Here is a 26,595-nt window from a genome sequence, read left to right on the forward strand (position 1 = left end):
GGCCCTACTCCACCGGGCCCAGGGTGACCTGCGGACCGGCCGGGGGTACGGCCCGCACGATGGTGATCACGCGGTCGGTCAGCTGGAGCGGACTCGCGTGCGGGTCGTCGTACGGGAGCAGCCGGTGTCCGCGCAGGACGCTGACGACGAGGTCACCGGTGTCGCGGACACTGCGGCCCACCTCGGCCTTGGTAACGGGCCGTTCGATCAGGTCCAGGCCGCTGCCCTGCTGGATCAGGTCCTCCATCACGGTGCCCGCGCTGGGGCTGAGCACCGACAGGCCCAGCAGCCGTCCCGCCGCGCTCGCGCTCGTGATCACCGCGTCCGCGCCGGACTGCTTCAGCAGCGGTGCGTTCTCCTCCTCGCGGACCGCCGCCACGATCTTGGCGCCCCGGTTGAGCTGCCGGGCCGTCAGGGTCACCAGAACGGCGGTGTCGTCGCGCTGGGTGGCGATGATGATCTGACGGGCCTTCTGGAGCTCGGCCCGCAGGAGCACTTCCGAGCGGGTGGCGTCGCCGACGACGCCGGTGAACCCCTCGGAGTTGGCGATGTCGATCACCTTGGCGCTGGGGTCCACGATGACGACCTGCTCCCTCGGGAGGCCGGTCGCCAGCAGCGTCTGCAGGGCGGAGCGGCCCTTGGTGCCGAAGCCGACGACGACCGTGTGCTCACGCAAGTTCTTCCTCCAGCGGTTCAGCCGCCACTCTTCGCGGGTCCGTTCGGTCAGGACCTCCAGGGTGGTCCCGACCAGGATGATCAGGAACAGCACGCGCAGCGGGGTGATCAGCAGGACGTTGACCAGCCGCGCGCTGTCGCTGTGGGGGACGATGTCGCCGTAACCCGTGGTCGACAGGGTCACGGTCGCGTAGTAGACGCTGTCCAGGAAGTCGACCTTCCCGTTGGCGTTGTCGTGGTAGCCCTCGCGGTCCAGCCAGACGATCAGCACCGTCAGACACAGGACGAAGAGGGCCATCAGCAGTCGCCGGCTGACCTGCCGCAGTGGTTGTTCGACGATCCGGGTGGGGAGTTTGATGCGGCGTGAGACGAGCTTCTCGTCGGCGCCCCGCGCCATGGCGTCGTGACCGTGGAGTTTCACGTGAAACATCCTCCCGCAGCCCAGGGCAGATCGAGGATCTCCAGGTCCTGCCCCGACCGGGCACCGTGCGGCGGTACGACGGCCAGCGCGTCGGCGCCCGCCACCCCGCGCAGCATCGCCGGGCCGTTGTAGCGCAGCGGTACGGCGTGTTCGTCGGTCAGCAGCACCGGCACCAGCCGGGTGTCGTACGGGTGGCCGGGCACGTCGCCCTCCACCGGCACCGTGTAGCGGGGCCGCTGGCGGCGGCCGGCGAGGGCGCGCAGCAGCGGCTCGGCGAGGGTGAGCAGCCCGGACACGGCGGCGAGCGGATTGCCGGGCAGGCCGACCACGTGCCGGGCCTCCTCCCGGTCCCCGAGGCGGGCCAGCAGCATCGGATGCCCGGGGCGCACGGCGACCCCGTCCACGAGCAGCTCGGCCCCGGCGCGCTTCAGCACGGGGTGGACGTGGTCGACGGGGCCGGAGGCGGTGCCGCCGGTGGTGACGACGACGTCGGCGGTGGAGCCGGTGACCGCCTCCAGCAGGGCCTCGGCCCCGGCCGGGTCGTCGCCGAGCCGGCGCGTGCCGGTGACCTCGGCGCCGAGCCGGTTGAGCCAGGGGCCGAGCATGGGGCTGAGGGCGTCCCGGATCAGGCCGTCGTGCGGGCGCCCCTCGGTGAGCAGTTCGTCGCCGAGGACCAGGATCTCCACGCGGGGCCGGGGCCGGGTGACCAGCTCGTCGTACCCGGCGGCGGCGGCGAGGCCGAGCACGGCCGGGGTGACGAGCGAGCCGACGGGCAGCAGCAGGTCGCCCGAGCGGCACTCCTGGCCGCGCGGCCGGATGTCCTGCCCAGTGTTCACGGGCCGGTCGGCGTACAGCTGGGTGCCGGACTCGCGGGCGTGCTCGCTGCGGATCACGGCGGTGGTGTCGACGGGGACACGGGCGCCGGTGGCGATCCGTACGGCCTCGCCGTCGGCGAGCGGCGCGGGCGGCTCGTTCCCGGCGAGGATCCCGTCGCCGGGGCGGACGCGCCAGGGGCCGGGGCCCGCGACGGCCCAGCCGTCCATGGCCGAGGTGTCGAAGGACGGCAGGTCGCTGAGGGCTTCCAGGGGCGCGGTCAGCACCTCGCCGAGCGCGTCCGCGAAGCGCACCCGGTGGGTGCGGGCGGGCACGGCGGTGCCCGCCCGTGCGGCGGTCTCGCGGGCGCGCAGCCAGGGGACGGCGCGGTGGCCGCCGGCGCCGCCGGCGTCGGGGGTGCGGCTGACCAGGGCGAGGGCCTCGTCCAGGGCGCCGTCGGCGTCGGTACGGGTCATCCGGAGCCGGTCTCCTCGGGGTGGGGGTTCTGGGCCTCGGCGGCCCAGCGCAGTGCCAGGTCGGCGGCCTTGCGGGAGGCTTCCGCGACGGCCTGGACGGGGTCGGCGCCGGTGGCCTCGGCGCGGGCGGCCGCGTAGCCGACGAGGAACGTCGTCAGCGGGGCCGCGGGCCGGGCCACGCCGTGGGCGGCGTCACGGGCGAGGTCGAGCAAGGTCGCGACGTCGACGGCTACGTCGTCGATCCCGAGTTCGCTCTTGGCGGCGGTGATCCAATGCTCCAGCACGTTCCCATGCTCCCTGATCCGGGCGCGGGCCGCTGCCAGGTCCTCCCAGGTGTCGCAGTCGAAGGAGGCCAGGGGCGCGGCGGAGACCACCCGGGCCAGGTCGAGTTCGGCGGTGAGGGCGCGCAGCGGGAGGCCGTGGAGGGTGCCGTGCTCGGTGGCGAGCAGGGCGATCTCACGGCGCAGGGGCTCGGTGCGGTAGGCGGCGACGAGGGGCTGGTCGCGGCCGTCCGCGTCCCGCAGCAGGGCGCCGTCACCCGGGCCGTCGGCGGCGGCCGTGAGCAGGGCCCGGACGGTGTCCCGGTCCAGGAAGGGCAGATCGGCGGAGAGTACGAGGACCAGCCCGGCGGTGGTCCGGCGGATCCCGGCGTCCAGCGCGGCCACGGGGCCGCCGCCGGGCGGGTCCTCGCGGGTCCAGCGCACGGGGCGGGCCGTCGCCGTCCGGGCGCCGACCACGACGGTCTCGGCGGCGTCCGGGCAGGACGCCAGGACGCGGTCGAGGAGGGTGCGGCCGCCGACGTGGAGGGTGGGCTTGTCCGCCCCGCCGAGGCGCCGGGCGGCGCCGCCGGCGAGGACGATGGCGTCGTAGCTCATGCCCCTGAGTATGCGCGGCCCATCTCGCGGCCGTCACCGCCCTCTTGGGGGGCGCCCGACGGATCACGGCCGGACTCCCGCCCCGCAAGGAGCGGGCCGGAACGGACGCGGGCCCCGCCCGGCGGTGGCCGGACGGAGCCCGTTGCAGCGGTGGGGCGGCCGGTGCGGCGCCCCGGTCGGCACCGCGCGAGCGGTGCGGGGATCAGAGGTAGGGGCCGGAGCGGACGGCGCCGTGGGGGCCGTCCTCGCTGTCGTCGTCGTGCGAGCCGCCCGGCGGGAGGGCCCGGCGCATCTGTTCCAGCTGGGCCCGCGCCGCCATCTGCTGCGCGAACAGGGCCGTCTGGATGCCGTGGAAGAGGCCCTCAAGCCACCCCACCAACTGTGCCTGCGCGATGCGCAGTTCCGCCTCCGAGGGGACCGTCTCCTCGGTGAACGGGAGGGAGAGCCGCTCCAGTTCCTCGACCAGCTCCGGCGCGAGGCCGTCTTCGAGTTCCTTCACCGACGCCGCGTGGATGTCCTTCAGACGGACCCGGCTGGCCTCGTCCAGAGGGGCGGCGCGCACTTCTTCCAGAAGTTGCTTGATCATGCTGCCGATGCGCATGACCTTGGCGGGCTGTTCGACCATCTCCGTCACCGGGACCTCGCGCGACTCGTCATCGGTGCCGCCGACCGCCATCCCGTCCTGGCCCACGATCAGCACGTGCGGGGGGCTGTCCTGCGACCGTTCACTCCTCGGCATCTCCATGCCGTCATTCTCTCGCACACCTGCGTCTCACCACGGTGTGCCCCCGTACGGGCGTGATCCACCCTGTACGGGGGCAGTGACCTCAGCCCGCCGCCCGCCGGGCCAGCGCCCCGCTCGACCTGGTGACCAGCGCGGCCAGCAGCGCCGCGCCCAGCGGTACGAGGACCAGCAGGCCGGCCAGCGTCTCCCACGGCACCGCGATCGGTACGTACAGCTCGGTGTCGAGCGCCGAGGCGTTGCCCGATTCGATGCCGTACCGGATGAGCCGCAGCTCCTCCCGCTCCTGGGTGAGCCGCAGCCCGACCGCCGGCAGGATCCCGGCGGCGGAGCCGAGGACCACGCCCATCAGGGCCACGACCCCGCACTGGAAGCCGCTGAGCGTCCGCCGTACGCGCGGGGCCGCACCGACCGCCGCGAGGGTCTTCAGGTCGGCCTCCGAGTCGGCCTGGGCCAGGCCCGTCGCGATACCGGCGGCCCCGATGGTGACCATGCCCGCGAACACCCCGAGGATGAGCAGGCCCAGCGTGTGCTGCTCCTGGTAGCCCTCCTCCAGCTTGAGTTCGGCGTCGGCGCCCATCCGGTCGATCTCGCCGTCCATCCGCTGCCGTTCCTCGGTGGCCGCCTTGCGGTCGAGGCTGAAGTACGAGCCGACGGGGGCCGTCGCGAACCCCGCGGCGCGGGCGGCGGCGGGCGGCAGGACCAGTTCGACGCCCCAGGCCTTCGCGGTGTCGGGTGCCTGGTGGACGGCGAGGACCTTGTCCTGGCCGGGCGGTTCGGTGCGCCGCTCGGCGGCCTTCTCGGCGGCGGCCGCATCGGTGACGACCCGCAGGGTGACCTTCCCGTCCTTGACCTGGTTCCGGTTGAAGGAGACGGGCCGGCCCTCCTTCAGCGCGGCCGCGGAGCCCGGGTCGCTGACCGCCAGGACCTGCATCAGCTTCTCGTCGGCGACGACGGTCAGGAAGGGGGTGGGGAAACGCTTCTCCGCGCAGCGCGGGTCCTGCCGCAGCTCCCGTAGCCGGTCCGGCGGGAAGGAGGCCGCCCCGTGCTCGGCCTCGGAGATAGGACAGCGCTGTTCCTTCGGGACGATGACCTCGACCCGTCCGCACACCTGCGTCCCGCCCCTGGAGGAGCAGTTCGGGTTGCCCACGACCAGCCGGTCCACGTCGGCCCGTACCGCCACGGGCAGGGTCTTGGAGAGGGTGTCGCGCAGGGCCGGCACGTCCTTGTGACCGCTGTTGTCGCGACTCGTCAGATACCCGGCACCGGAGGGGAGTGCGGCCACGTACTCGTGCCGGTACTGGACGTCACGGCTGTGCTGGTAGGTGGAGACCGCCACCGTCCCCGCGACGGCGGCCAGTACGGCGGCCACCGCCGGGGCCGTACGCCCCCGGTTGCGGACGGCGTCGCGCAGGGCGAGCCGGGGCGACAGCGGCAGCCATCGCCCGAGCCGTCCGAACGCGCCGACCAGCAGCGGAGTGAGGGCGACGACGCCGAGCTCGGCGAGCGCACTGCCGCCCATCACGAAGGTGGTGCTGACCCGGTACCGGCTCCCGTACACGACGACCGCCGTGCCGCCGGCGATGGCGAGCACCCCGATGAGGGGGAGTATCCGGCCGGCGCGGCGCACCCCGCGCCGGCCGGTGAGGGAGGACAGCACCGTCTGTCGGGAGGCGGTGACGGCGGGGGCGACCGCGGCCAGCAGGCCGGTCACCACGGCGAGCAGGGCGATGCCGAGCAGTTCCAGCGGGCGCGCCTCGAAGCCGCCGAAGCGGGCGCCGAGCTTCTCCTCCAGCAGGGGCCGCAGCCCGAGCGTGAGGGCAACGCCGGTCAGCGTGCCGATGACCGCGGCCACCGCGCCGAGCACGATGCCGCCGGAGAGGACGACGGCCCGGATGTGCCGCCGGTCGCCGCCGTTGGCGCCGACCAGGCCCAGCTGGCGGCGTGAGCGTCGGGCGCCGACCGCGAAGGCGGGTCCGGCGAGCAGGCAGATCTCCAGCATGGCGAGGCCGACGACGGTGACCAGTACGGACCGCTCGGTCACCCCGCCCTGCTCCGGCAGGGTGAACTGCTCCTTCGGCTGCTGCTTGAACAGCGGTACCTCGGAGTCGGCCGGCGGGTGCAGGGCGACGGCGCGGGAAAGGACGAGCGCGCCCCGCTTGTTGACCTCCGTGACCATGTTCCACGTGAAACCACCGCCGCCCACCGAGACGAGGTAGGAGGACCGGGGAGTGATCCCGGGTGCTCCGGTGGCCTTGAGCGCCTTGTCGAGGGGGTCGAGCACGGCGCCCGGCAGGGCGAGCAGTTCGGGGTGCAGGAGCTTGTCGGGGATCTCGTACGCGCCCACGATCCGGTACGGCACCTGGGAGCCGCGCGGGGTCGTGGAGGAGCCCACGGACAGGCCCGAGGCCTTCAGGAAGGCATGGGTGGCGACGACCTCGCCCGGGCCCTCGGGCATGCGCCCCCGGCCGAGCGTGACCAGGCCCCGGGTCAGCGGGTCGCGCACGTCCAGCTCGCGCAGGTCGGTCCCCAGCAGTCCGTGCGCGGTGTGCATCTTGGCGAAGCCCTTGCGGTCCTCGACGGCCCGCACCCCGGGCGGGAGCGCCGACTTCAGCGGCTGCCGGTCCTCCTCCCGGCCGGGCCGGTACTTCTCGTAGCCGCCGACCGGGGCGTACTGCTCGCCGTTCGGGTGCTGGTAGACGGCCGCGTCCAGGCCGGAGGGGCTGATCCGGGCGTCGGCGGCGCCGAGCTCACGGGTCATCCGCTGGTCGGTGGAGAGCTGGGCACTGCGGAAGGTGAGGTCGAGGGCGCTCATCCCGATGACGGGCAGGGCGAGCATCGCGAGGACCAGGGCGCTGCGGCCCTTGGCGCGCCACGCGTCGCGGCGGGCGATGCGCAGGGCGGCGATCCAGGAGTGGTACCAGGCGGCGAGGGGGAAGGTCACAGGCCGGCCGCCCGCCCGGAGAGCAGCGAATCGGCCTGGCTGCGCAGGGTCTCGTCGACGACGCTGCCGTCGCGCAGGAAGACGACCCGGTCCGCCCAGGCGGCGAAGCGGGGTTCGTGCGTGACGAGGACACCGGCCGCGCCCGCGTCGCAGCGGGCGCGCAGCAGCGCGAGTACGGACTCGCCGGTCTCGGAGTCGAGGGCGCCGGTGGGCTCGTCGGCGAGGACCAGGCGGCGTTCGCCGACCAGGGCGCGGGCGATGGCCACGCGCTGCTGCTGGCCGCCGGACATCTCGTCGGGGAAGCGGTCGGCGAGCTGCGGCAGGCGTATCTCCTTCAGCGCGGCGAGGGCCGCGCGGCGCGCCTTCCGGGCGGAGGTCCCGTCGAGTTCGAGGGGCAGGGCCACGTTCTCGGCGGCGGTGAGGGCCGGTATCAGGTTGTAGTCCTGGAAGACGTAGCCGATGCTGCGCCGGCGCAGTGCGGCCAGCTGCCTGCGGGAGGCGGTGGTGATGTCGACGCCTTCGACCAGGACACTGCCGCTGGTGGGGGTGTCGAGTCCGCCCGCGAGGGTGAGCAGCGTGGACTTGCCGGAGCCGGAGGGGCCCATGACGGCGATGAGTTCGCCGGGGTGGACGTCGAGGTCGACCCCGCGCAGGGCGTGCACCTCCGTGGCGCCGCTGCCGTGAGTGCGTACGAGGCGGTTCAGCTGGAGTACGGGGCGTGAGCCGTGGTGCTGCTGGTGCTGGTCAGGCATGAGGGATCCCCCCTGGATCGTTCGTTCAGCCGCGCCGCGTGCGGGCGGCGGGGCTGGTGGGGCCGGTAAGGCTGGTGGGGCCAGTGGCGCCCGGGCTGATGGCGACCGCGGACACCGCGGACACCGCGGACCCCGCGCCGAATGCACCGCCCACGCGGCCGACGCCGCCCGCCCCCGCCGCGCCGCCCGTGCCCGCCGCGCCGCCCGTGCCCGGCGTTTCGGGTCCCGGGCCGGCCGCGTCCGCCGGGCCGAGCGCGGCCAGCCGGACGAGCCGGGACTCGCAGTGGTCGAGCCAGCGCGCCTCGGCCTCGGTCTGGAAGATCAGCTGTTCCAGGACCAGCAGCCAGGCCAGGTCGTCGCGTTCGCGCGCCTGCCCGCTCTCGATGGCGGTGAGGGCCCGGGCCTTGAGCCGGGTGTAGTCCTGCATCGCCTTGAGCGTGGCGTGCCGCTGGGCCTGGATGACGGCGCGGATGTCCACGCCCGGTGCGCCCACGGCCATGGCGAGCTTGATGGACAGCTCGTCGCGGGGCGGGTTGGTGCGGTCGACGGGGCGCTCGTACCAGTCGTGCAGTTCGGCGAGGCCGCCTTCGGTGATGGCGTAGAGGGTGTGGCCGGCCTCGTCCTCGCCGCCGGGGGCGACGAGCCCGTCGCGCTCCAGACGGGCCAGGGTCGTGTAGACCTGCCCGACGTTGAGCGGCCAGGTGGAGCCGGTGCGGGATTCGAATTCGGTGCGCAGCTGGGAGCCGTAGCGGGGGCCCCGTTCCAGCAGTGCGAGAAGGCCGTGACGGATCGACATACTCAGTATGTATACCGAGTATGCTCGCTGGTGCAAGCTCCCCCGGGCCGCCTCGGGCCGGCCGCGGAGAGCTGACGGGACCCGCTACCGGCCCCGTCGCAGCCGCATGCCCATGTACCCGAGGCCCAGCCCCATCAGGGCCAGCCCGGTGCCCAGCGGGAGCAGGTCCGCGGCCAGGTCGGCGGCCCGTTCGTTCTGCTCGGTGCCCAGCACGGTGAGGGAGGCCGTCGGGCTCGGGGCCGCACTCGGCGGCGGCGTGGCCGGCCCGGGCCGCTCCGGCGGGGGGCGCTCCGGCAGGGGCCGCGCCGGAGGGACGGGGTGTGCCGGGCGGACCGGGCGCACGGGGCGGGAGACGGCGGCGAAGCCGGGGGCGACCGGTTCGTCGGAGGGCCGCCCGGGGCGCTCCCGTCCGACCCCCGCGGGGCTGCCGGCGAGCTCCTCGTACGCCTCATGGGGTACTTCGGCCACCCGGCCGGGGCGTTCGGGTGCGGCGACGGCCGGGGCGCGGGCGGGGGTGGCGCTCGCGGGCGCCATGGCCAGCAGCGCGGCGGCGGCCAGCGAGGCCCCGGCGGTCCAGTGCGGCAGGCGGAGGCGTGGAGTCACGGGGTGCCCCTCCCCTTCCATGCGGCCCGGACGTCCGATGCCGGACGTCGCACTCAGGCTTGCATAGTGGGGCGAAGTGGGCATTCCGGGTGGCCCGTCAGGGTGCCCGGGACGCCGGTACCACCGGTCCGGCGGCACGCGGCCGCGCACCGGGGGCGGCGGCCGCGGCGGCGGCCGCGCCCTGCGACCGCCGACGTGCTCCCGTCTACTGCGGGTTGCCGGTGGACACGACCAGCGTGAACTCCGTGCCCTCCTTGGCCACGTCGGTCCCGGAAGCCGGCAGCTGCTCCAGGACGGTGTCCTGGCCGTAGACGGCCTCGTCGCGCTCCTGGATGGTGAACCTCCAGCCCGCGGCCTGGATGCATTCCTTGACCGAACGCAGGTTCTTGTACCGGAAGTCCGGGGCCACGACCTTGGTGGCGTCCTTGTAGGACTTCGTCGGGCTCTTGCACTTCTCCACGTCGATCGTGCGCGAGGGGTCCGGCCCCTTGTGGCCGGCCACCGCCGAACCGGACGCGGACGCCGAGGCGGACGGGGACGCGCCCTTGCCCTTGTCGTCGTCGTCCATGTTCAGCACCGCGACCAGGCCGCCGATGGCCAGCAGGGCCACCGCGACGGCACCGGCCACGACCGGCGTGTTCCGCTTCCCGCCGCCCGACGAGGCGGTCGTGGCGGGCGTGGGCGAGATGGTGAAAGGCGGCGGCGTCTGCGGCGCGTACTGCTGCTGCGCCATCGGCGCCGTGGTGTGCGGGTAGGCGTAGCCGCCCTGCTGGGCCTGCTGCCCCTGCGGCGCGTACGGGGACGGCGGCGGGGTCTGGGCCTGGTACGGCTGCTGGAGCGACTGCGGCGGCGGCGACTGGAAGCCGGAGTCCACCGGCGGGAAGACGGCCGAGCCGACGCCCGCCCCGCTGCCGCCGACGGCGGCGTTGGGCACGATGGCCGGGGCCCCGGTGTGACCGGCCGACATCACGCGCATGATCTCGTCGCGCATGGCCGCGGCCGTGGGGAAGCGCTCGTTCGGGTTCTTCTTCAGCGCCCGCGCGACCAGCGCGTCCATCGCCGGGGTGATCGACCGGTTGACGGTCGACGGAGCCACCGGCTCCTCCTGGACGTGCGCGTACGCGATGGCCAGCGGCGAGTCGGCGTCGAAGGGGATCCGGCCCGTCAGCAGCTGGAACAGCATGATGCCCACGGAGTACAGGTCGGAGCGGGCGTCCACGCCGCGCCCCAGCGCCTGCTCGGGCGAGAGGTACTGGGGGGTGCCGACGACCATGCCGGTCTGCGTCATCGAGGTGACGCCCGACTGCATGGCGCGGGCGATGCCGAAGTCCATCACCTTGACCACGCCGCGCTTGGTCATCATCACGTTGCCGGGCTTGATGTCGCGGTGGACGAGGCCCATCTCGTGGCTGGTCTCCAGCGCCGCCAGCACGTCGGCCGTCACCTTCAGGGCCTTGTCCGCCGGCATGGCGCCGTACTGGCGCACGTCCGCCTCGAGGACCGAGCCGAGCGGCTGCCCCTCCACGTACTCCATGACGATGTACGGCATGACCGTCTCGTCGCCCCCGCCGGAGCCGAAGGTGACGGTTCCCTCGCCGGTGTCGAAGACCGAGACGATGTTCGTGTGCGACAGTTTCGCAACAGCCTGCGCTTCGCGCCGGAAGCGCTCGCGGAAGGACGCCTCGCGCCCGAGTTCGCTGTGCAGGGTCTTGATCGCGACCTGGCGGTCGAGCGCGGAGTCGTACGCGAGGTAGACCGAGGCCATGCCCCCCTCGCCCAGCAAATCCCTTAGCTGATAACGGCCACCGGCCAGGGAGCCGCCTGCGTACCGGCCCTGCGTGCCGTCCTGGCTCATGACTGTTGCTTCCCCTCGGGCTGTTTCCCTACGCGTCTGGCTGAGCGCATGTCGCGCCCAGTCTGCCGGAGGGCAAGCACACGTCAAGCCGGTGCCCGCTGCGTGACCACGGGCCTACGGGGCGTCTGTGGCCGAACGGTGACCGGTTCGGAGGCTGTAGCGTTCATCGGAGCACCCGATGGGACCCACCGCTAGAGCGGACGAGAGAGACGACGGCGAGGACTGATGGCACCCGAACCCGAGGGAAACGGCGCCGGGATGGCCGACGGTCCTGAGCACTGGGGCGCGGGCGGTCTGGTGGGGGACGGCCGTTACCGGCTGACCCACCGCCTGGGCCGCGGCGGCATGGCGGAGGTGTTCGCGGCCGAGGACGTACGGCTGGGACGCACCGTGGCCGTCAAGCTGCTCCGCGCCGACCTGGCCGAGGACCCGGTGTCCAAGGCCCGCTTCACCCGTGAGGCGCAGTCGGTCGCCGGCCTCAACCACCACGCCGTCGTCGCCGTGTACGACTCGGGCGAGGACCGGGTCGGTCCGAACGTGGTCCCGTACATCGTGATGGAGCTCGTCGAGGGCCGCACCATCCGCGACCTGCTGATCAGCGCCGAGGCCCCGGGCCCGGAGCAGGCGCTCATCATCGTCTCCGGGGTGCTCGAAGCGCTCGCGTACTCGCACCAGCACGGCATCGTGCACCGCGACATCAAGCCCGCCAACGTCATCATCACCGACACCGGCGCGGTGAAGGTGATGGACTTCGGCATCGCCCGCGCCCTGCACGGCGCGCAGTCGACGATGACCCAGACCGGCATGGTCATGGGCACCCCGCAGTACCTGTCGCCCGAGCAGGCCCTCGGCAAGGCCGTGGACCACCGCTCCGACCTGTACGCCACCGGCTGCCTGCTCTACGAACTCCTCGCGCTGCGGCCCCCCTTCACCGGCGAGACCCCCCTGTCGGTGGTCTACCAGCACGTCCAGGACGCGCCGGTGCCGCCCTCGCAGCTGCCCGAGGGCGGCTCCATCCCGCAGGAACTCGACGGCCTGGTCATGCGGTCGCTGGCCAAGGACCCGGACGACCGGTTCCAGAGCGCCGAGGAGATGCGGGGGCTCGTCCAGTACGCGCTCCAGATGCTCCAGGACCAGGGGGCCAACACCGGCACCTGGAACACCGGCCCCGTCACCATGGCGCTCCCGCACGGCCAGCCGGGCGGCGCGCCCGCCTCGGCGATGGGGCCCGCGAACGGCGGCCCGCGCCAGCAGTACCCCGCGCACGCCACGACCTCGCAGTTCCAGCAGCCGATGGTCCCCCCGCTGAACCCGGACGACGGCACGGCGTTCCCCGGCGGCGGCAACCGGGGCCACGGCGGCGGCCAGGGCGGTCGCGGCGGCTACGACGGTTACGACGGCTACGACGACCGCCGGCGCGGCGGCGCGTGGAAGGCGTGGCTCTTCGCGGTGCTCGCGGTCCTCGCCATCGCCGGCGGGGTCGCGTACGCCATCAAGAGCGGCGGTCTCGGCGGCGGCGGCGGTGGCGGCGGCAACAAGCCGAAGACCACCGTGAGCACGCCCGGCGCCTCGCAGAGCAGCGGCGGCAGCACGGAGCAGACCCCGTCGGCCACCCCGAGCGCGGAGACCGGCCGCTCGCACACCGACGAGACCTACCAGCCGGCCCCGAGCCGCAGCAAGTACACGCCGAGCAACACCCCGTCGGCGCCGAGCACCGCGTCGTCGACGCCGAAGACGACACCGCCGGTGGATCCGACCACGAAGCCCTCGCCCCCGACGGACCCGCCCACCAAGCCGACGCCGCCCACGGGCGGCGGCGGAAGTCCCGCCAGCGAGGAATGACAGCGCGGGGAAAAGGGCCCGGAGGAAGGAATTCCGCCGGGCCCTTTCCTTAGGTGCGGGCAGTCACGAGGCGTGCTGGTACGGCCGGTCCGGAGAGCCGGCGCGGCTTTCCGGGGCCGGGTTTCCGGTCAGGGTGTGCACGGATACGAGCTGGGGTTCGATGCGCATGTGGACGGGGTCGAAGACCTCCCCGTCCACGAAATGCGGAGCCGGTCCGAATAGCCGCAGTTCCGCGGTGGACGGCTCGACGAGTTGCGCCGTACCGGTGAACTGCACCGTCCACAGCGCGGCCTCGCCGGAATGGAAGTTGTCCGCCCCATAGGCGACGACACTGCCGGCGCACGCCTGGTGGTAGCCGAAACCGGCGTGCATTCTCAGCACGACCCTGCCCTCCACCACGATGTGGCGGGCGACGGCGAGGAAGGGGAGGGCGCGCATGCTCGTGGCGACCCGGCCGTACGGCACGCGGCGCAGCAGTTCGATGGCGTGGAGTTCCTCTGGGGACATGAAGTCACTGTCGGGCACCGGCGGAGCGCCCGGAAAGAGGATCCCGCCCCCGATGATCGAGGACGTTGGTCCCGAATCGCACCATCCACCCCCATCCACCGGGGCGCGGACGCCACGGCACGGCCGCGGGGCGGCGCGCTCGGGAACCGTTCGACGAGCGGTGCAGGCGGGGTCGAGCGGGGTCGCGCGGGGACGCACCGCCGTGCCGGCCGGCGCCGGGCCGGCCCGAGGTCCGCGCTAGCGCCGCTCCGCCTGGAGGCGGGCCACGTACGCGGCGGCCTGCGAGCGGCGCTCCATGCCGAGCTTGGACAGCAGGCTGGAGACGTAGTTCTTGATGGTCTTCTCGGCCAGGTGCAGCCGCTCCCCGATGACCCGGTTGGTCAGGCCCTCGCCGATCAGGTCGAGGATCTTGCGCTCCTGCTCGGTGAGGTTGGAGAGCCGGTCGTCACCCTTGCCGTTCTTGCCGTCGCGCAGCCGCTCCAGCACGCGCGCGGTGGCCACGGGGTCCAGCAGCGACCTGCCGGCCGCCACGTCGCGCACCGCGCTGAGCAGCTCGTTCCCGCGGATCGCCTTGAGGACGTAGCCGGAGGCGCCCGCCATGATCGCGTCGAAGAGCGCCTCGTCGTCGGCGAAGGAGGTGAGCATCAGGCACTTGACGCCCTCGTCCTGCGAGCGCACCTCGCGGCAGACCTCGACCCCGCTGCCGTCCGGGAGGCGTACGTCGAGGACGGCGACGTCGGGGCGGGTGGCGGGGATGCGGACCAGCGCGTCGGCGGCGGTGCCGGCCTCACCGACGATCTCGATGTCCTCTTCGACCGACAAAAGCTCATGAACGCCCCGACGTACCACTTCGTGGTCGTCCAGGAGAAATACCTTGATTTTTCCGTCTTCGCGCACGAAGTCATCTTCACACACTCACCTCTTCCCTGGCGGGGTTACCCGGGATAACGTGCCGTTGTTCCGGCCCCCTGCAAGGCTGTGACCAGTGGATGTTCCCCAGGCGGCCGATTTACTTGGATATCCAAGCAAAATCGCAGGTCAAACGGGGTTTCGCAGTTATGCGTCGCACTGGGTAACGTGCTGTGCGCAGGGCACTCGCCGGGGCACCTGTCACGCCTGAATCCGTCACATTCCGTGCACCCACCCCGTGTGCGGGTACGGATACAGGTGAGCCGCACTGGTCCCCGGAGAACCCGGGTGCCGGACCGACGGAGGAGCACACGTGACCGTGGAGAGCACTGCCGCGCGCAAGCCGCGACGCAGCAGCGGCACCAAGCGGGCGGCCGGCGCGGCGAGCGCCGGCAAGACCGCCGCTGCCACCGCACAGCCGCACGACGCCGAGCCTCAGCTCGTACAACTGCTGACGCCCGAGGGTGAACGGGTCGAGGTCGAGGGCAACCCCGACATCGCCGAGTTCGCCCCCTTCGTCGCGGACATCACCACCGAGGACCTGCGGGCGCTGTACCGCGACATGGTCCTCACCCGCCGCTTCGACGGCGAGGCGACCGCCCTCCAGCGCCAGGGCGAGCTGGGCCTGTGGGCCTCGCTGCTGGGCCAGGAGGCCGCGCAGATCGGCTCCGGCCGGGCGCTGCGCGACGACGACTACGTCTTCCCGACCTACCGGGAGCACGGCGTGGCGTGGTGCCGTGGCGTCGACCCGACGAACCTGCTCGGCATGTTCCGCGGTGTGAACCACGGCGGGTGGGACCCGAACACCAACAACTTCCACCTGTACACGATCGTCATCGGCTCGCAGACGCTGCACGCCACCGGCTACGCGATGGGCGTGGCCAAGGACGGCGCCGACTCGGCGGTCATCGCGTACTTCGGCGACGGCGCGTCCAGCCAGGGCGACGTGGCCGAGGCCTTCACCTTCTCGGCCGTCTACAACTCCCCCGTGGTGTTCTTCTGCCAGAACAACCAGTGGGCGATCTCCGAGCCGACCGAGCGTCAGATGCGCGTGCCGCTCTACCAGCGCGCGCAGGGCTTCGGCTTCCCCGGCGTCCGCGTCGACGGCAACGACGTACTGGCCTGCCTGGCGGTCACCCGCTGGGCGCTGGACCGCGCCCGCCGCGGCGAGGGCCCGACCCTGGTCGAGGCGTTCACGTACCGCATGGGCGCCCACACCACCTCCGACGACCCGACCAAGTACCGGCTCGACGAGGAGACGGCGGCCTGGGAGGCGAAGGACCCGATCCTGCGCCTGAAGACCCACCTGCTGGCTTCCGGGGGTGCCGACGAGGCGTTCTTCGAGGAGCTGGAGGCCGAGAGCGAGGCCCTCGGCAAGCGGGTGCGCGAGGTCGTGCGCGCCATGCCCGACCCCGACACGATGGCGATCTTCGAGAACGTCTACGCGGACGGGCACGCGCTCGTCGACGAGGAGCGCGCCCAGTTCGCCGCCTACCTCGCGTCCTTCGAGGAGGGTCACTGATGGCTGTCGAGAAGATGTCGATCGCGAAGGCGCTCAACGAGTCCCTGCGCAAGGCCATGGAGACGGACCCGAAGGTCCTGGTCATGGGCGAGGACGTCGGCAAGCTGGGCGGTGTCTTCCGCATCACCGACGGGCTCCAGAAGGACTTCGGCGAGGAGCGGGTCATCGACACCCCGCTCGCCGAGTCCGGCATCGTCGGCACCGCCATCGGCCTGGCCCTGCGCGGCTACCGGCCGGTCGTGGAGATCCAGTTCGACGGTTTCGTCTTCCCCGCGTACGACCAGATCGTCACGCAGCTCGCGAAGATGCACGCCCGCGCGCTCGGCAAGATCAAGCTGCCGGTCGTCGTGCGCATCCCGTACGCCGGCGGCATCGGCGCCGTCGAGCACCACAGCGAGTCCCCGGAGGCGCTCTTCGCGCACGTCCCGGGCCTGAAGGTGGTCTCGCCGTCGAACGCGAGCGACGCGTACTGGATGCTCCAGCAGGCGATCCTCAGCGACGACCCGGTGATCTTCTTCGAGCCGAAGCGCCGCTACTGGGACAAGGGCGAGGTCGACACCGAGGCCATCCCCGGCGAGCTGCACAAGGCGCGCGTCGCCCGCTCCGGCACCGACCTCACCCTGGCCGCGTACGGCCCGATGGTGAAGGTCTGCCTGGAGGCCGCCGCCGCGGCCGCCGAGGAGGGCAAGTCGGTGGAGGTCGTGGACCTGCGCTCGATGTCGCCCGTCGACTTCGACGGACTCCAGGCGTCGGTGGAGCGGACCCGCCGGCTCGTGGTCGTCCACGAGGCGCCGACCTTCCTGGGCATGGGCTCCGAGATCGCCGCCCGCATCACGGAGCAGTGCTTCTACCACCTGGAGGCCCCGGTGCTGCGCGTGGGCGGTTTCCACGCCCCGTACCCGCCGGCCCGCCTGGAGGACGAGTACCTGCCGGGCCTGGACAGGGTGCTCGACGCCGTCGACCGCTCGCTGGCGTACTGAGGAGAGCCCCGCCATGACGATCCGCGAATTCAAGATGCCCGACGTGGGCGAGGGCCTCACCGAGGCCGAGATCCTCAAGTGGTACGTCCAGCCGGGTGACACGGTCACCGACGGGCAGGTCGTCTGCGAGGTGGAGACGGCGAAGGCGGCCGTGGAGCTGCCGATCCCCTTCGACGGGGTGGTGCACGCGCTGCTCTTCGAGGAGGGCGTGACCGTCGACGTCGGCCAGGTCATCATCTCCGTCGAGACCGGTGACCCGGCGGGCGCCGTGGCCGAGGCCCCGGCGGCGGCAGCCGCTGCCGCCCCGGCGGCCCCGGAGGCCGCCGAGGAGCCGGCGGCCGCGGCCCGCCAGCCCGTGCTGGTCGGCTACGGGGTCTCCCAGGCCTCGACCAAGCGCCGCCCGCGCAAGGCCCCCGCGGCCGCCGTCGCGGGGCAGAACGGCACGGCCGCGCCCGCAGCGCCCGCCGCCGCTCCGGCCGTGGTTCCGGCGCAGCCGGCCCCCGCCGCCGCCCAGGCCCCGGCCGCCGCCCCGCAGAACGGCACCGCGCTGCCGTCGGCGGAGCGTCCGCTGGCCAAGCCGCCCGTGCGCAAGCTCGCCAAGGACCTCGGCATCGACCTGGCCGCGGTGGTCCCCACCGGCGACGGCGGGGTCGTGACGCGGGAGGACGTGCACGCCGCCGCGGCGGCCGCGCTCGCCCCGCAGGCGGCGGCCCCGGTGACGGCCCCGGCGGCAGCGCCGGCGGCGGCCTCCGCACCGGCTCCGGCCACGGCCGGGACGGCGCAGGCGCCGGCGTTCGAGGCGGGAGCACGGGAGACCCGTATCCCGGTCAAGGGCGTCCGCAAGGTCACCGCCCAGGCCATGGTCGCCTCCGCCTTCACCGCGCCGCACGTCACGGAGTTCATCACCCTCGACGTGACCCGCACGATGAAGCTGGTCCAGGAGCTGAAGGAGGACCCGGACCTCTCCGGTCTGCGGATCAACCCGCTGCTCCTGATCGCCAAGGCCGTCCTCATCGCCGTCCGCCGCAACCCGGAGGTCAACGCCTCCTGGGACGAGGCGGCCCAGGAGATCGTGCTCAAGCACTACGTCAACCTGGGGATCGCGGCGGCCACCCCGCGCGGCCTGATCGTCCCGAACATCAAGGACGCCCACGCCAAGAGCCTGGCGGAGCTGTCGACGGGCCTGTCGGAACTGGTCGCCACGGCCCGCGAGGGCAAGACCTCCCCGGCCGACATGCAGAACGGCACCCTCACCATCACCAACGTCGGCGTCTTCGGCGTCGACACCGGTACGCCCATCCTGAACCCCGGCGAGTCCGCGATCCTCGCGGTCGGCGCGATCAAGCTCCAGCCGTGGGTCCACAAGGGCAAGGTGAAGCCGCGTCAGGTCACCACCCTGGCGCTGTCGTTCGACCACCGGCTCATCGACGGCGAGCTCGGCTCCAAGTTCCTCGCCGACATCGCGGCGGTCCTGGAACATCCGCGCCGGCTGATCACCTGGTCGTAGCGCACACGACCGGGCCGTGAGCGGTCCGGCCCGGTCGCGGCCCGTGCCGCCCGCCCGTGGCGCACGCGCCGGCACCCGCCGACGGCCGGTCCCCTCCCCGGGGGACCGGCCGTCGGCGTCGGGCCCCCGGCGGGCGGGAAACCCCTGGCCAACGCCACCTGCCGGTGTGATCATCTGGCTGATGAGATTCCGCGCTGCCGCAGCAGACCCCGCAGACCTCGACCGCGCCCTGGCCCACCCGGCCGACGGCCCCGTCGCCGCCCTCACCCCCGACCGGATCCGCGAGGAGTTCGCGGCGAACCGGATGCGTCCCGAGTGGACCTGGTTCGCCGAGGACGCGGACGGCCGGGTGCTGGCCCGCGCCCTGTGGTGGGGGCGCGCCGACAGCGAGCGGCCCGTCGCCCTCGACTGCCTCCAGGTCGCCGGCACGGTCGCCGACCCGGCCGCCCTGGCCGCCGCGCTGCTGGAGGCCGGTCACACCGCCTTCGGCAAGCGCCCGGGCTACAACCTCTCCCTGCCGCGCGACTGGCGCGCCGACCCCGGCCTGGCCGGGGCGGTGGCATGGCGGCAGGAGGCCGCGTACCGGGCCGGACTGACGCGGGAGATCGAGCGGCTGCGCTACGAGTGGACCCCGGCCGCCGGAACGGCGGAGCCGACGGGCGGGCTCGTCTTCCGGGAGGGCGCCGACGAGGAGTTCCTCGACGTCTTCGCCCGGCTCTCGCGCGGCAGCCTCGACCTGGCCACCCGGCACGAACTCGACAGCATGAGCGAGGAGGAACTGGCCCGCGAGGACTTCGAGTTCTACCGCGACTGCCCCGGCGAGCGCTCCTGGTGGCGCCTGGCCCACCTCCCCGACGGCACCCTCGCCGGGATGGCCCTGCCCTCCGCGACCCCCTACCACCGCAACGTCGGCTACCTGGGCGTCGTCCCCGAGCAGCGCGGGAAGGGCCTGATCGACGAGGTCCTCGCCGAGATCACCCGCTTCCACGCCTCCGAGGGCGCCGAGCGCGTCACGGCGACCACCGACACCGTCAACCTCCCGATGGCCGCGGCCTTCGACCGGGCCGGCTACGAGGTCACCGAGATCCGTCTCGTCCTGGAGGCCCCGCCCGGGAACTGAGGCGGTAGCCTCCCCGGATGCCGATCGCCGAGTTGCAGGTGTACGACGTGGAGGAGGCCGACGTCACCGGTGGGGTGTGCCTCGTGCGGTGCGTCGGCGGGGTGGCGCGGGCCGGACAGGTCTACGCGGCCGGGGAGTCGCGGGTCTGGCTGCGCGCGATAGAGCGGTACGGGCGCGACGTCGGCTCCTTCGACGCCGGGCACACCGCTCGGGTCCGCCTCGCGGGCGCCGTCGTCGCGCTGCTGAGCCGCGGCCAGGTGCTGACCTGCGTACCGCCCGACGGGCACGGCCTGGCGGAGCTGGAGGCCTGGCTGGCCACCGGGCCGCCGCTGACGGACGAGCCGCGCCCGCGGACCCTGCGCGGCCTCGCGGTGGGCGGGATGCAGGACGCGCTGCTGCCGGACGCGACGCGGCTGCGCTGGGGCCGGGTGGCGCAGGCGGCGGCGTACCGCTGCGCGGCGGCGGAGGGCGCGTCCGATCTGGTCCGGGGGATCGAGCTGGCCTTCGTACGCGGTTACCTGCTCCGGGAGTTCGGGCCCGGGCCGGGCGGCGACCCGGCCGCGGTGTGCCGGGAGTCGCTCGCGCTCGTCGACCTCACTCCGGCGGAGGCGGCCGCGCGGGCGCGCGTCTGGCGCGAGCTGCCGCGCGCGGAGATCGTGCACCTGCGCCACCTCAAGATCCTGCTGCGGTGGACGGGCGCCGCCCGGCCGTACCTGGTGGACGGCGATCCGTCGGCGGTGGCGCTGGACGCCTGGTCGCGGGTCCGTCCAGTCCTGCCCTAGACCCGGTCCGGGCGGGGGTCGTCATCCGGCCCGGTAGGCGCGCAGGAAGGCCGAGACCCCGCCGGTCAGCAGCCGGTCGGTCTCCTCCTCGGACAAGGGCAGGAGGCCGTAGTGGGACTCCTGCACGATCTGCTGCGCGGACAGCGCCGTGAAGTGGGTGCCCGTCAGTTCGGCGTCGCCGCGCACGTCGATCAGCCCGGCGGCGGCGAGGCCCTCCATGGCCTCGGCGAGGGCGCGGGCGACCGGGCGCGGTCCGGCGTCCTTCCACGCCTCCAGCACCTCGGCGGGTACGTGGTTGACCTCGGCGTGGATGTGCCGGACCAGCGCGAAGTGGTCGGAGTGCTCGAACATCGTGCGGACCAGGGCGCGGGCGAGGGCCGTCAGATCGCGTTCCAGGTTGTCCGGGTGGGGCGGCCGTGCGGGGTCGAGCAGGGCGCGCACCTTCGCGGTGTGGGCGTCGCGGACCTCGCCCGAAGTCCACGTGACGACGGTGGCGAAGAGCTCCGCCTTGCCTCCGGGGAAGTGGTTGTAGAGGGTCCGGGTGGAGACGCCGGCGGCCTCGGCGAGCGCGTCGACGGAGGCGCGTGCGTACCCCTCGCGGCCGAAGAGGGGGCAGGCCGCTTTCGCCAGGGCGATCCGCTTCGCGAGCTTTCGCGGCGGGACGTCGCGCTGTACGTCTTCTGTCCGGGTGCCGTTGCTGGCGGCCACGCCTGCCTCCTTCGTTTTACAACGATCGTTGCAGTTTTTACAACGCGCGTTGTAGTTTACCGGGGTGGAGGCCGCACCGGGCGGCGCTCCGCTGTCCAAGGGAGATCATCATGTCTGCCGCCGAAACAGTCCCGGACGAGCCGCTGCGCGCGGCCGTCACCCAGAGCCCCGCCGGGAGCCCGCCCGGACGTCCGGACCGGCGCGGACGTGCCCCGCGGACGGCACGCGCCACGCGGCCCCACGAGGCCTGAGGGAGCTGGACGCCATGACCGCAGCACCCGCCTCCGCTTCCACCGCCCGCCCCGAAGCCCCGTCCACCGGATCGGGGCCGTTAGGGAAGACCGTCGCCGTCGTCATCACCGGCTCGGTGATGGCGGTCCTCGACATGACCATCGTCAACGTGGCCCTCGGCCGGCTCTCCGAGGCCTTCCACGCCCCGCTGGAGACCATCCAGTGGACCGCCACCGCCTACACCCTCGCGCTGGCCGCCGTCATACCGGCCGCGGCCTGGGCCATGGGCCGGATCGGCGCCAAGCGCACCTACCTGACCGCCCTCGTCCTCTTCACCCTGGGCTCCCTGCTCGCCGCCTGCGCGTGGAGCGCGGGCAGCCTGATCGCCTTCCGCGCCCTCCAGGGGCTCGGCGGCGGACTGCTGATGCCCGTCGGCATGACCATGGTCATGCGGACCGCCGACCGGGCCCGGCTGGGACGGGCGATGGCCCTGCTCGGGCTGCCGATCCTCGTCGGGCCGGTCGCCGGCCCCGTGATCGGCGGCCGGCTGATCGACTCCGCCCCCTGGCAGTGGATCTTCCTGATCAACCTGCCCGTCGGAGCGGCCGCCCTGCTGCTCGCGGCGAAACTCCTGCGGCCCGACGGCCCCGCCGACCCGGCGTCGGCGCCCCGGCTGGACGCCGCCGGGCTGCTGATGCTCTCCCCGGGCCTGGCCCTGCTGCTGTTCGGGCTGTCCCGGGGCGGCGAGGGCGGCGACTTCACCGCCCCCGGCGTGCTGCTGCCCACCCTCGCCGGCGCGGCCCTCGCCGCGGGCTTCGTGCGGCGTGCCCTCAGGGTCCGCGAGCCGCTGCTGGACCTGCGGCTGCTGCGCGACCGCACCTTCGCCGCCGGGATCACCACCCTCGCCCTCTTCACCTGCGGCTACTTCGGGTCGATGCTGCTGGCCCCGATGTACTGGCAGCAGGCGCGCGGCATGAGCGCCGGCGCGGCCGGGCTGCTCGTCGCCCCCGTCGGGCTCGCCGTCGGCCTGGTCATGCAGATCGCCTCGCGGCGCGTCGACAAGGTCTCGCCGCGCGGCCTGATCGCCGCCGGCGCGGTGGTGGGGGCCCTCGGCATGCTGGCGTCGGCCCTGCTGACCGGCACCCCCGGGGCGCCGGTCTGGCAGGTGGTCGGCGCGGCGGTTGTCATGGGCGTCGGCTCCGGCATGGTGCTGATGCCGGCGATGACCACCGCGAGCCGTGACCTGCCCGGCGAGCGGATGGCCGCGGCGAGCACCGCCCTGAGCATCAACTCCCAGCTGTGGGCCTCCGTGGGGACGGCCCTGCTCTCCGTCCTCCTCGGCGGAACGGGCCCGGGCCCGTCCGGCTTCCGTCTCGCGTACGGAGCCGCGGCGGTGCTGCTGGCGCTGTCCGTGATCCCGGCGCTGCGACTGCCGGGCCGGCGGGCGTAGGCCGGCCTCAGGCCTTCGCGGCGTTGCCGAGCACCTTGGACGGGGTGATGCGCACGACGACGCGTACGGCTCCGTCGGAGGCGTCCTGGTACTCCTTGCCACCGCCCGGGCCCAAGTACTCCTCGGCGATGCGGACGGCGACCGTCCGGCCGGTGTCCTCGGTGAGGGTGGCGGTGCCGCGTATCTCCGCGTACAGGTACGGGTTGGCGAGGTCGAAGACGGTGAGGCCGACCCGCGCGTCGCGGGCGATGTTCCGCTCCTTGCGGCGGCCGCGCTCGGTGGAGACGAGCAGGTCGTCACCCTCCCGGGAGACCCACACCACCGAACTCTGCGGGCTGCCGTCCGGGTTGAGGGTGGAGAGGACCGCGGGGTGGGGGGCGTCGAGGAGCCGGCGTACGGCGTCGTTCAGGGCAATGGTCATGCGGACGAGGGTAGTTGGGGGCCGGTCCGGTCTCGACGGCCTTGCGGCGGGCCCCGGCTACTACCCGAGGTCGGTCAGTCCCAGGGGATGTTGCGGTACGGGCTCGCCGGATCGGTGGTCAGGGTGAGGTGGGTGGCGAGCGAGGAGCCGTACCAGCGCCCGAACTCCTCCTCGTCGAAGTGCAGGCAGCGCCCCAGCGCGTACCCGGCGGAGAACTCCTCCCACGAGCGGTACGCGCCCCGGGCGGCCGCGCCCGCCCGGAGCACCGCGCGTTCGGCGTCCTCCAGGGTGCCGTAGCGGGTGGCGACGCCCCAGCGGGCCATCTGGGAGGCCCGGCCGTGGTCCCAGGCGTGCACCGAGCGCACCCAGCCGTCCTCGGGGAGCAGCCCGTCGGCCCGGAAACGCTGCTCGTAGCGGGCTATCCGGCCGATGAGCCGCCGCACGCCTGCGATCTCCCCCTCGACCTCCGCGACGGGGCGGGGGGCGGCGACCGTCACCCCGTCGGGGGTGAGCTGCGGCTCCGCGGCGATCTCGGCGCCGCGCCGCAGGCTCGCCTCGGCGGCGTGGCGCCAGTGCTCGACGTCGAGGGGGCCGGCGAAGTCGGAGGCGAGCAGGCGGCGCACGCGCAGCGCGTACTCCCAGACCGGGCTGACGATCTCGGCGTTCAGCATCCGCTGGAGCACCTCCAGCCAGCCGGCGGTGCCGGTGACGCCCCACGCCTTGCGCAGGCGTTCGCGCTCGTGGGTGTAGCCGTTGCCGTGGTGGGCCAGGGCGTTCCAGAACTCGCCGTTGGACACGGCGAGGTGGGCCCCGACGGCCAGCCCGTGCGCGACGGGACCGTGCAGCGGTCCGCCGGTGTGGAGGGCGTGCAGGGTGCCGGGGGTGAGGCCCCAGGTGGCCGCGGCGTCCCAGTGCGCGCGCCAGCGGGCCCGGTCGGCGGGGGTGGTGGTCAGGTACGCCTCGGCGGGCGTTCCCGGGTTCACGGCGAGGTGGGCGGGGTCCCGGTGGTCCCAGGCGTTCGCGAACCAGGCGAGGCTCTGGCGCAGGAACACGGTGTCCGCGTCGGGGACGGGGAGCACGCCCCGGGTGTACACGGCGAGCCCGGCCGGGCCGGGGTGGAACCGGGCCGCCCGCGGATCGGCGTCGACCTGGGCCCTGGGCTGGGGCAGGAACAGCTCGGCGCGGGCGAGGGCGTCCAGGTACGCGGACCAGTCGCCGCGCCGCTTCGCCTCGTACAGCTCCCTCTCGATCGCACTCGGCGCCGTCCAGCCATCCATACGGGGACCCTATACGGGCCCCGGGAGCCCCCTTCGGCCCGCACGGAACCGGTGTGCGGCCGGAGGAGGGTGCGGGGAACCGGCGGCTACGGCCCGGGCGTTCGGGCCCCCTCCCTTTGAGACGTCCGTGAGACTCCGGGCGGCCTTCCCGCTCGTAACGTCGGTGGAGTCCGCCTCTGAACGCAAGGGGGCAGAGGCCCACCCGCGAGGGTGTCGGGGATAGTGAGGGGAAGACATGATGCGACGCATGCGTACCGCCCTGCTCGGGGGAGCAGTCGGCCTGGGCGCGCTGATGTTCGCCGCGGTTCCGGCTTCGGCGGCGCCCACGCCGGCCGGGACGTCGGCGAAGGTCGTACTGGCGGCCGACGGGGCCACCGCCCAGGGGGCCCAGGCCGCCGACTGCCGGTACGCCGGGTGGATCCGGTACTCCGACGGCACGGTGGTGCACGTCTACATCTGCGGTGAGTGACGTCCGGGGGTGAGGGACCGCTCCGGGAGGCCCGGGCCGACACGGCCCAAGGCCTCCCGGAGCAGCCGGAACACCCTCGTCCGCAGCTGCCCCGCTCCTATCATCGTCAGGCCGGACCGTGCTCCACAGGTCCGTGCCGAGCCGGTGACCGAGGGGCGGGGGCCAGCACATGGAAAGAGCACCAGCCGAGCCCGCGTTAGCCAACGCAGGGCAAGCGGCCGTCAGGGACGCGGTGGCGGCGCTCCTCGCGGGGGCGGGGCAGGGCGTCGTGGTCGACCTCGTCGGACCCTTCGGATCCGGGAAGAGCACCCTGCTGGCCGGACTCGCGGACGGGCTGCCGGTCGTCAGCGCCCGGCGGGACGACCTGAGGGCCGCCCTGCGCGAGGCATCCGGCAGCGCCCGGCCCGTCGTGCACGTGGACGACGCCGACGCGCCCGGCTTCGGGGGCGTCCTGCGCGACGAGCTCCGCCGGGCTGGGCCCGGGGTGCACGTCGTGCTCGCCAGCAGACATCCGTTACCCGGTACGTCGACGGTCGTGGTCCCGCGGTGGACGGACGGGGAGGTCCGCGACCTGGCCGTCGCGCTCGGCGTCACCGCCGGGCTCGACCTGGTGGTCGCCCTGGCCGGGGGGCTGCCCCTGGTCGCCGGCGGGCTCAGCCGCGCGCTGCTCGCGCCGACACCGCCGGACGTGCCGGGAGCCGTCGCCGACCGGGCGCTGCGCGAGATCCTGGCCGGCGTCCCCCTGGACCGGCACCTGTCCGACGTACTCGAAGCGCTGGCCGCGGTGGGCCGCGGGGACGAGGAACTGCTGGCCGGCCTGGTCGAACCACCGGACGGGCCGGACTGGTTCGCCGCGCTCACCGACCTCGCGCTGATCACGGTCACCGAATGCGGGCCCACGGTGGTCGAACCGTTCCGCACCCTCCTCGACCTCCGGTACCGCTGGCGCCGCCCGGTCGCGCACCGCGCCGCGATCACGCGGGCCGCTTCCCGCAACCTCCGCCTGCTGGACGCCACCGCCGACGACCGCCGCCGACGGGCCCTCGCGGTGCATTCGCTGTACCTGACGGACGACCCGGTCGTCCGGAGCACGCTGTTCCCGCCCGCGCCGGAGGTGCCGGCCGTACGAGAGGCCCGGCCCGGCGACCACGAGTGGATCGCCGCGCTGGCCCACCAGTGGGCGCGCCGCGGCGGCCACAGCACCGCCCGTACCGGCCGGCTGCTCGACGGCTGGCTCCGGCACACCCCCGAGGGGTTCCGCGTGGTGTGCGACCCGGACGACCGGCCGGTGGGCATGAGCTACACACCGCTGCTCACCGACCGGACCCTGGCCGTGATCGAGGCGGTGACCCGCCAGCACACCGACCGGCTGGCGGCCGGGGCCGGCGGGGCGTTCATCGGGATGGCGGCGTGCGAGGACGGACACCCGGGCGCGCACGCCGCACTGCTGCGCCGGATCCTGGCCGACGGCATCGGGCAGCGGCGGATGGTGGTGGCCACGCCGTCGCCGGACTACCAGCAGCTGGTGCGCAGGCTCGGCTTCGGCTTCGTCGGCACGGCCCGCCACGAACCGTCCGACGGCGGGCCGAGCGCGGAGATCCACGAGCTGGCGTTCCCCACACCCGAAGGCCTGGCCGCATGGCTGGGCCGCGTCGCCGCCACCGGCCCGGCCGGGCCCGTGCCGCCGGACCTGCGGTGGTGCGCGGCCGAGGTCCGCAAGGCGCTGGAGGCCCTCCACGACCCGGCCCGCCTGGCCCGGAGCGCCCTGCTGGCCGTGGTCACCACCGCGACCCCGCAGGGGCTGCGCGCGGCGCTGGGGGGGGGGGGGGGGGGGGGGGGGGGGCGGGGGGGGACCGCCCCCAACCCCAAGGGGAGGGGAGGTGGCGGCTCGCACATGCCGCAGAAGATATGAGCAGTT

22 protein-coding genes and 1 pseudogene are annotated in these 26,595 nt (G+C 74.0%); 9 read left to right on the forward strand and 14 right to left on the reverse strand.

Annotation, left to right across the window (positions count from 1 at the left end; translation table 11 throughout):
* Window positions 1-4: 4 nt before the first annotated feature.
* The 9 genes and pseudogenes from ACZ4WZ_RS05830 to ACZ4WZ_RS05870 form a co-directional block, all read right to left on the reverse strand.
* Complete coding sequence (locus ACZ4WZ_RS05830; RefSeq protein WP_467885533.1) at window positions 5-1,105, reverse strand: potassium channel family protein; 1,101 nt, start codon at window positions 1,103-1,105, stop codon at window positions 5-7.
* Complete coding sequence (locus ACZ4WZ_RS05835) at window positions 1,093-2,385, reverse strand: molybdopterin molybdotransferase MoeA (RefSeq protein ID WP_467885536.1); 1,293 nt, start codon at window positions 2,383-2,385, stop codon at window positions 1,093-1,095. Before ACZ4WZ_RS05835 ends, ACZ4WZ_RS05830 begins: the two co-directional genes overlap by 13 nt.
* Window positions 2,382-3,260: an NTP transferase domain-containing protein gene (locus ACZ4WZ_RS05840; RefSeq protein WP_467885539.1), complete on the reverse strand. Its 879-nt coding sequence runs from the start codon at window positions 3,258-3,260 to the stop codon at window positions 2,382-2,384. Before ACZ4WZ_RS05840 ends, ACZ4WZ_RS05835 begins: the two co-directional genes overlap by 4 nt.
* 202 nt (window positions 3,261-3,462) lie before the next feature.
* Window positions 3,463-4,005: a bacterial proteasome activator family protein gene (locus tag ACZ4WZ_RS05845; RefSeq protein WP_467885542.1), complete on the reverse strand. Its 543-nt coding sequence runs from the start codon at window positions 4,003-4,005 to the stop codon at window positions 3,463-3,465.
* An 82-nt stretch (window positions 4,006-4,087) separates the two neighbouring features.
* Entirely contained in the window at window positions 4,088-6,841 is a 2,754-nt protein-coding gene (locus ACZ4WZ_RS05850) for an FtsX-like permease family protein (RefSeq protein ID WP_467885917.1), read from the reverse strand.
* A 101-nt stretch (window positions 6,842-6,942) separates the two neighbouring features.
* A complete protein-coding gene (locus tag ACZ4WZ_RS05855; protein ID WP_467885544.1) occupies window positions 6,943-7,698 on the reverse strand; it encodes an ABC transporter ATP-binding protein in 756 nt (251 codons plus the stop codon).
* Between the two features lie 157 nt (window positions 7,699-7,855).
* A pseudogene (locus ACZ4WZ_RS05860) lies at window positions 7,856-8,494 on the reverse strand (PadR family transcriptional regulator); the annotation flags it as partial.
* 84 nt (window positions 8,495-8,578) lie between these two features.
* Window positions 8,579-9,097, reverse strand: coding sequence for a hypothetical protein (locus ACZ4WZ_RS05865; protein WP_467885547.1), 519 nt, complete (start codon window positions 9,095-9,097; stop codon window positions 8,579-8,581).
* A gap of 205 nt (window positions 9,098-9,302) precedes the next feature.
* Window positions 9,303-10,952 (reverse strand): Stk1 family PASTA domain-containing Ser/Thr kinase, encoded by a 1,650-nt coding sequence (locus ACZ4WZ_RS05870; RefSeq protein ID WP_467885549.1) that lies wholly within the window; start codon window positions 10,950-10,952, stop codon window positions 9,303-9,305.
* A 225-nt stretch (window positions 10,953-11,177) separates the two neighbouring features.
* Between ACZ4WZ_RS05870 and ACZ4WZ_RS05875 the strand changes: the two genes are divergently transcribed.
* Window positions 11,178-12,794: a protein kinase domain-containing protein gene (locus tag ACZ4WZ_RS05875; protein ID WP_467885552.1), complete on the forward strand. Its 1,617-nt coding sequence runs from the start codon at window positions 11,178-11,180 to the stop codon at window positions 12,792-12,794.
* Window positions 12,795-12,857: 63 nt separating this feature from the next.
* Here the strand turns inward: ACZ4WZ_RS05875 and ACZ4WZ_RS05880 are convergent, their stop codons facing one another.
* Window positions 12,858-13,301: a pyridoxamine 5'-phosphate oxidase family protein gene (locus tag ACZ4WZ_RS05880; RefSeq protein WP_467885555.1), complete on the reverse strand. Its 444-nt coding sequence runs from the start codon at window positions 13,299-13,301 to the stop codon at window positions 12,858-12,860.
* Window positions 13,302-13,538: 237 nt separating this feature from the next.
* Window positions 13,539-14,198: a response regulator gene (locus tag ACZ4WZ_RS05885; protein ID WP_467885556.1), complete on the reverse strand. Its 660-nt coding sequence runs from the start codon at window positions 14,196-14,198 to the stop codon at window positions 13,539-13,541.
* Between the two features lie 325 nt (window positions 14,199-14,523).
* Between ACZ4WZ_RS05885 and pdhA the strand changes: the two genes are divergently transcribed.
* The 5 genes from pdhA (at window position 14,524) to ACZ4WZ_RS05910 (ending at window position 20,121) form a co-directional block, all read left to right on the forward strand.
* Complete coding sequence (gene pdhA, locus ACZ4WZ_RS05890; protein ID WP_467885559.1) at window positions 14,524-15,732, forward strand: pyruvate dehydrogenase (acetyl-transferring) E1 component subunit alpha; 1,209 nt, start codon at window positions 14,524-14,526, stop codon at window positions 15,730-15,732.
* Complete coding sequence (locus tag ACZ4WZ_RS05895; protein ID WP_467885561.1) at window positions 15,732-16,712, forward strand: alpha-ketoacid dehydrogenase subunit beta; 981 nt, start codon at window positions 15,732-15,734, stop codon at window positions 16,710-16,712. The genes pdhA and ACZ4WZ_RS05895 overlap by 1 nt, the downstream gene beginning before the upstream one ends.
* A gap of 13 nt (window positions 16,713-16,725) precedes the next feature.
* Window positions 16,726-18,219 carry a dihydrolipoamide acetyltransferase family protein gene (locus ACZ4WZ_RS05900; RefSeq protein WP_467885564.1) on the forward strand — a complete coding sequence of 498 codons (1,494 nt, stop codon included), beginning with the start codon at window positions 16,726-16,728 and terminating at the stop codon, window positions 18,217-18,219.
* A 181-nt stretch (window positions 18,220-18,400) separates the two neighbouring features.
* Window positions 18,401-19,339 (forward strand): GNAT family N-acetyltransferase, encoded by a 939-nt coding sequence (locus ACZ4WZ_RS05905; protein WP_467885568.1) that lies wholly within the window; start codon window positions 18,401-18,403, stop codon window positions 19,337-19,339.
* Window positions 19,340-19,356: 17 nt separating this feature from the next.
* Window positions 19,357-20,121 (forward strand): hypothetical protein, encoded by a 765-nt coding sequence (locus ACZ4WZ_RS05910; RefSeq protein ID WP_467885571.1) that lies wholly within the window; start codon window positions 19,357-19,359, stop codon window positions 20,119-20,121.
* Window positions 20,122-20,142: 21 nt separating this feature from the next.
* On the opposite strand, the gene ACZ4WZ_RS05915 is transcribed toward ACZ4WZ_RS05910, so the two are convergent.
* Window positions 20,143-20,829 (reverse strand): TetR/AcrR family transcriptional regulator, encoded by a 687-nt coding sequence (locus tag ACZ4WZ_RS05915; protein ID WP_467885573.1) that lies wholly within the window; start codon window positions 20,827-20,829, stop codon window positions 20,143-20,145.
* Between the two features lie 265 nt (window positions 20,830-21,094).
* Between ACZ4WZ_RS05915 and ACZ4WZ_RS05920 the strand changes: the two genes are divergently transcribed.
* Window positions 21,095-22,510, forward strand: a complete 1,416-nt coding sequence (locus ACZ4WZ_RS05920; RefSeq protein WP_467885576.1) for a DHA2 family efflux MFS transporter permease subunit — start codon at window positions 21,095-21,097, stop codon at window positions 22,508-22,510.
* Between the two features lie 7 nt (window positions 22,511-22,517).
* Here the strand turns inward: ACZ4WZ_RS05920 and ACZ4WZ_RS05925 are convergent, their stop codons facing one another.
* A complete protein-coding gene (locus ACZ4WZ_RS05925; RefSeq protein ID WP_467885579.1) occupies window positions 22,518-22,931 on the reverse strand; it encodes a PPOX class F420-dependent oxidoreductase in 414 nt (137 codons plus the stop codon).
* A 74-nt stretch (window positions 22,932-23,005) separates the two neighbouring features.
* Complete coding sequence (locus ACZ4WZ_RS05930) at window positions 23,006-24,208, reverse strand: DUF1266 domain-containing protein (protein ID WP_467885580.1); 1,203 nt, start codon at window positions 24,206-24,208, stop codon at window positions 23,006-23,008.
* Between the two features lie 247 nt (window positions 24,209-24,455).
* Here ACZ4WZ_RS05930 and ACZ4WZ_RS05935 point away from each other — a divergent pair, with 247 nt between their 5' ends.
* Together ACZ4WZ_RS05935 and ACZ4WZ_RS05940 are read left to right on the forward strand one after the other, a co-directional pair.
* Window positions 24,456-24,677 (forward strand): hypothetical protein, encoded by a 222-nt coding sequence (locus tag ACZ4WZ_RS05935; RefSeq protein ID WP_467885583.1) that lies wholly within the window; start codon window positions 24,456-24,458, stop codon window positions 24,675-24,677.
* A gap of 169 nt (window positions 24,678-24,846) precedes the next feature.
* On the forward strand, window positions 24,847-26,589 hold the full coding sequence (locus ACZ4WZ_RS05940) for a hypothetical protein (protein ID WP_467885586.1): 1,743 nt from the start codon (window positions 24,847-24,849) through the stop codon (window positions 26,587-26,589).
* Window positions 26,590-26,595: the final 6 nt, after the last annotated feature.

This window comes from Streptomyces sp. NPDC029122, from assembly GCF_055569445.1.

What these genes read in the sequence shown, in the direction of transcription:
- ACZ4WZ_RS05875 (WP_467885552.1), top strand. Translation starts at nt 11,178, where the DNA reads ATGGCACCCGAACCCGAGGGAAACGGCGCCGGGATGGCCGACGGTCCT.
- ACZ4WZ_RS05935 (WP_467885583.1), top strand. Translation starts at nt 24,456, where the DNA reads ATGCGTACCGCCCTGCTCGGGGGAGCAGTCGGCCTGGGCGCGCTGATG.
- ACZ4WZ_RS05925 (WP_467885579.1), bottom strand. Translation starts at nt 22,931, where the DNA reads ATGACCATTGCCCTGAACGACGCCGTACGCCGGCTCCTCGACGCCCCC.
- ACZ4WZ_RS05880 (WP_467885555.1), bottom strand. Translation starts at nt 13,301, where the DNA reads ATGTCCCCAGAGGAACTCCACGCCATCGAACTGCTGCGCCGCGTGCCG.
- ACZ4WZ_RS05840 (WP_467885539.1), bottom strand. Translation starts at nt 3,260, where the DNA reads ATGAGCTACGACGCCATCGTCCTCGCCGGCGGCGCCGCCCGGCGCCTC.
- ACZ4WZ_RS05940 (WP_467885586.1), top strand. Translation starts at nt 24,847, where the DNA reads ATGGAAAGAGCACCAGCCGAGCCCGCGTTAGCCAACGCAGGGCAAGCG.
- ACZ4WZ_RS05830 (WP_467885533.1), bottom strand. Translation starts at nt 1,105, where the DNA reads ATGTTTCACGTGAAACTCCACGGTCACGACGCCATGGCGCGGGGCGCC.
- ACZ4WZ_RS05900 (WP_467885564.1), top strand. Translation starts at nt 16,726, where the DNA reads ATGACGATCCGCGAATTCAAGATGCCCGACGTGGGCGAGGGCCTCACC.
- ACZ4WZ_RS05835 (WP_467885536.1), bottom strand. Translation starts at nt 2,385, where the DNA reads ATGACCCGTACCGACGCCGACGGCGCCCTGGACGAGGCCCTCGCCCTG.
- ACZ4WZ_RS05855 (WP_467885544.1), bottom strand. Translation starts at nt 7,698, where the DNA reads ATGCCTGACCAGCACCAGCAGCACCACGGCTCACGCCCCGTACTCCAG.
- ACZ4WZ_RS05895 (WP_467885561.1), top strand. Translation starts at nt 15,732, where the DNA reads ATGGCTGTCGAGAAGATGTCGATCGCGAAGGCGCTCAACGAGTCCCTG.
- ACZ4WZ_RS05905 (WP_467885568.1), top strand. Translation starts at nt 18,401, where the DNA reads ATGAGATTCCGCGCTGCCGCAGCAGACCCCGCAGACCTCGACCGCGCC.
- ACZ4WZ_RS05850 (WP_467885917.1), bottom strand. Translation starts at nt 6,841, where the DNA reads ATGCTCGCCCTGCCCGTCATCGGGATGAGCGCCCTCGACCTCACCTTC.
- ACZ4WZ_RS05920 (WP_467885576.1), top strand. Translation starts at nt 21,095, where the DNA reads ATGACCGCAGCACCCGCCTCCGCTTCCACCGCCCGCCCCGAAGCCCCG.
- ACZ4WZ_RS05930 (WP_467885580.1), bottom strand. Translation starts at nt 24,208, where the DNA reads ATGGATGGCTGGACGGCGCCGAGTGCGATCGAGAGGGAGCTGTACGAG.
- ACZ4WZ_RS05910 (WP_467885571.1), top strand. Translation starts at nt 19,357, where the DNA reads ATGCCGATCGCCGAGTTGCAGGTGTACGACGTGGAGGAGGCCGACGTC.
- ACZ4WZ_RS05845 (WP_467885542.1), bottom strand. Translation starts at nt 4,005, where the DNA reads ATGGAGATGCCGAGGAGTGAACGGTCGCAGGACAGCCCCCCGCACGTG.
- ACZ4WZ_RS05870 (WP_467885549.1), bottom strand. Translation starts at nt 10,952, where the DNA reads ATGAGCCAGGACGGCACGCAGGGCCGGTACGCAGGCGGCTCCCTGGCC.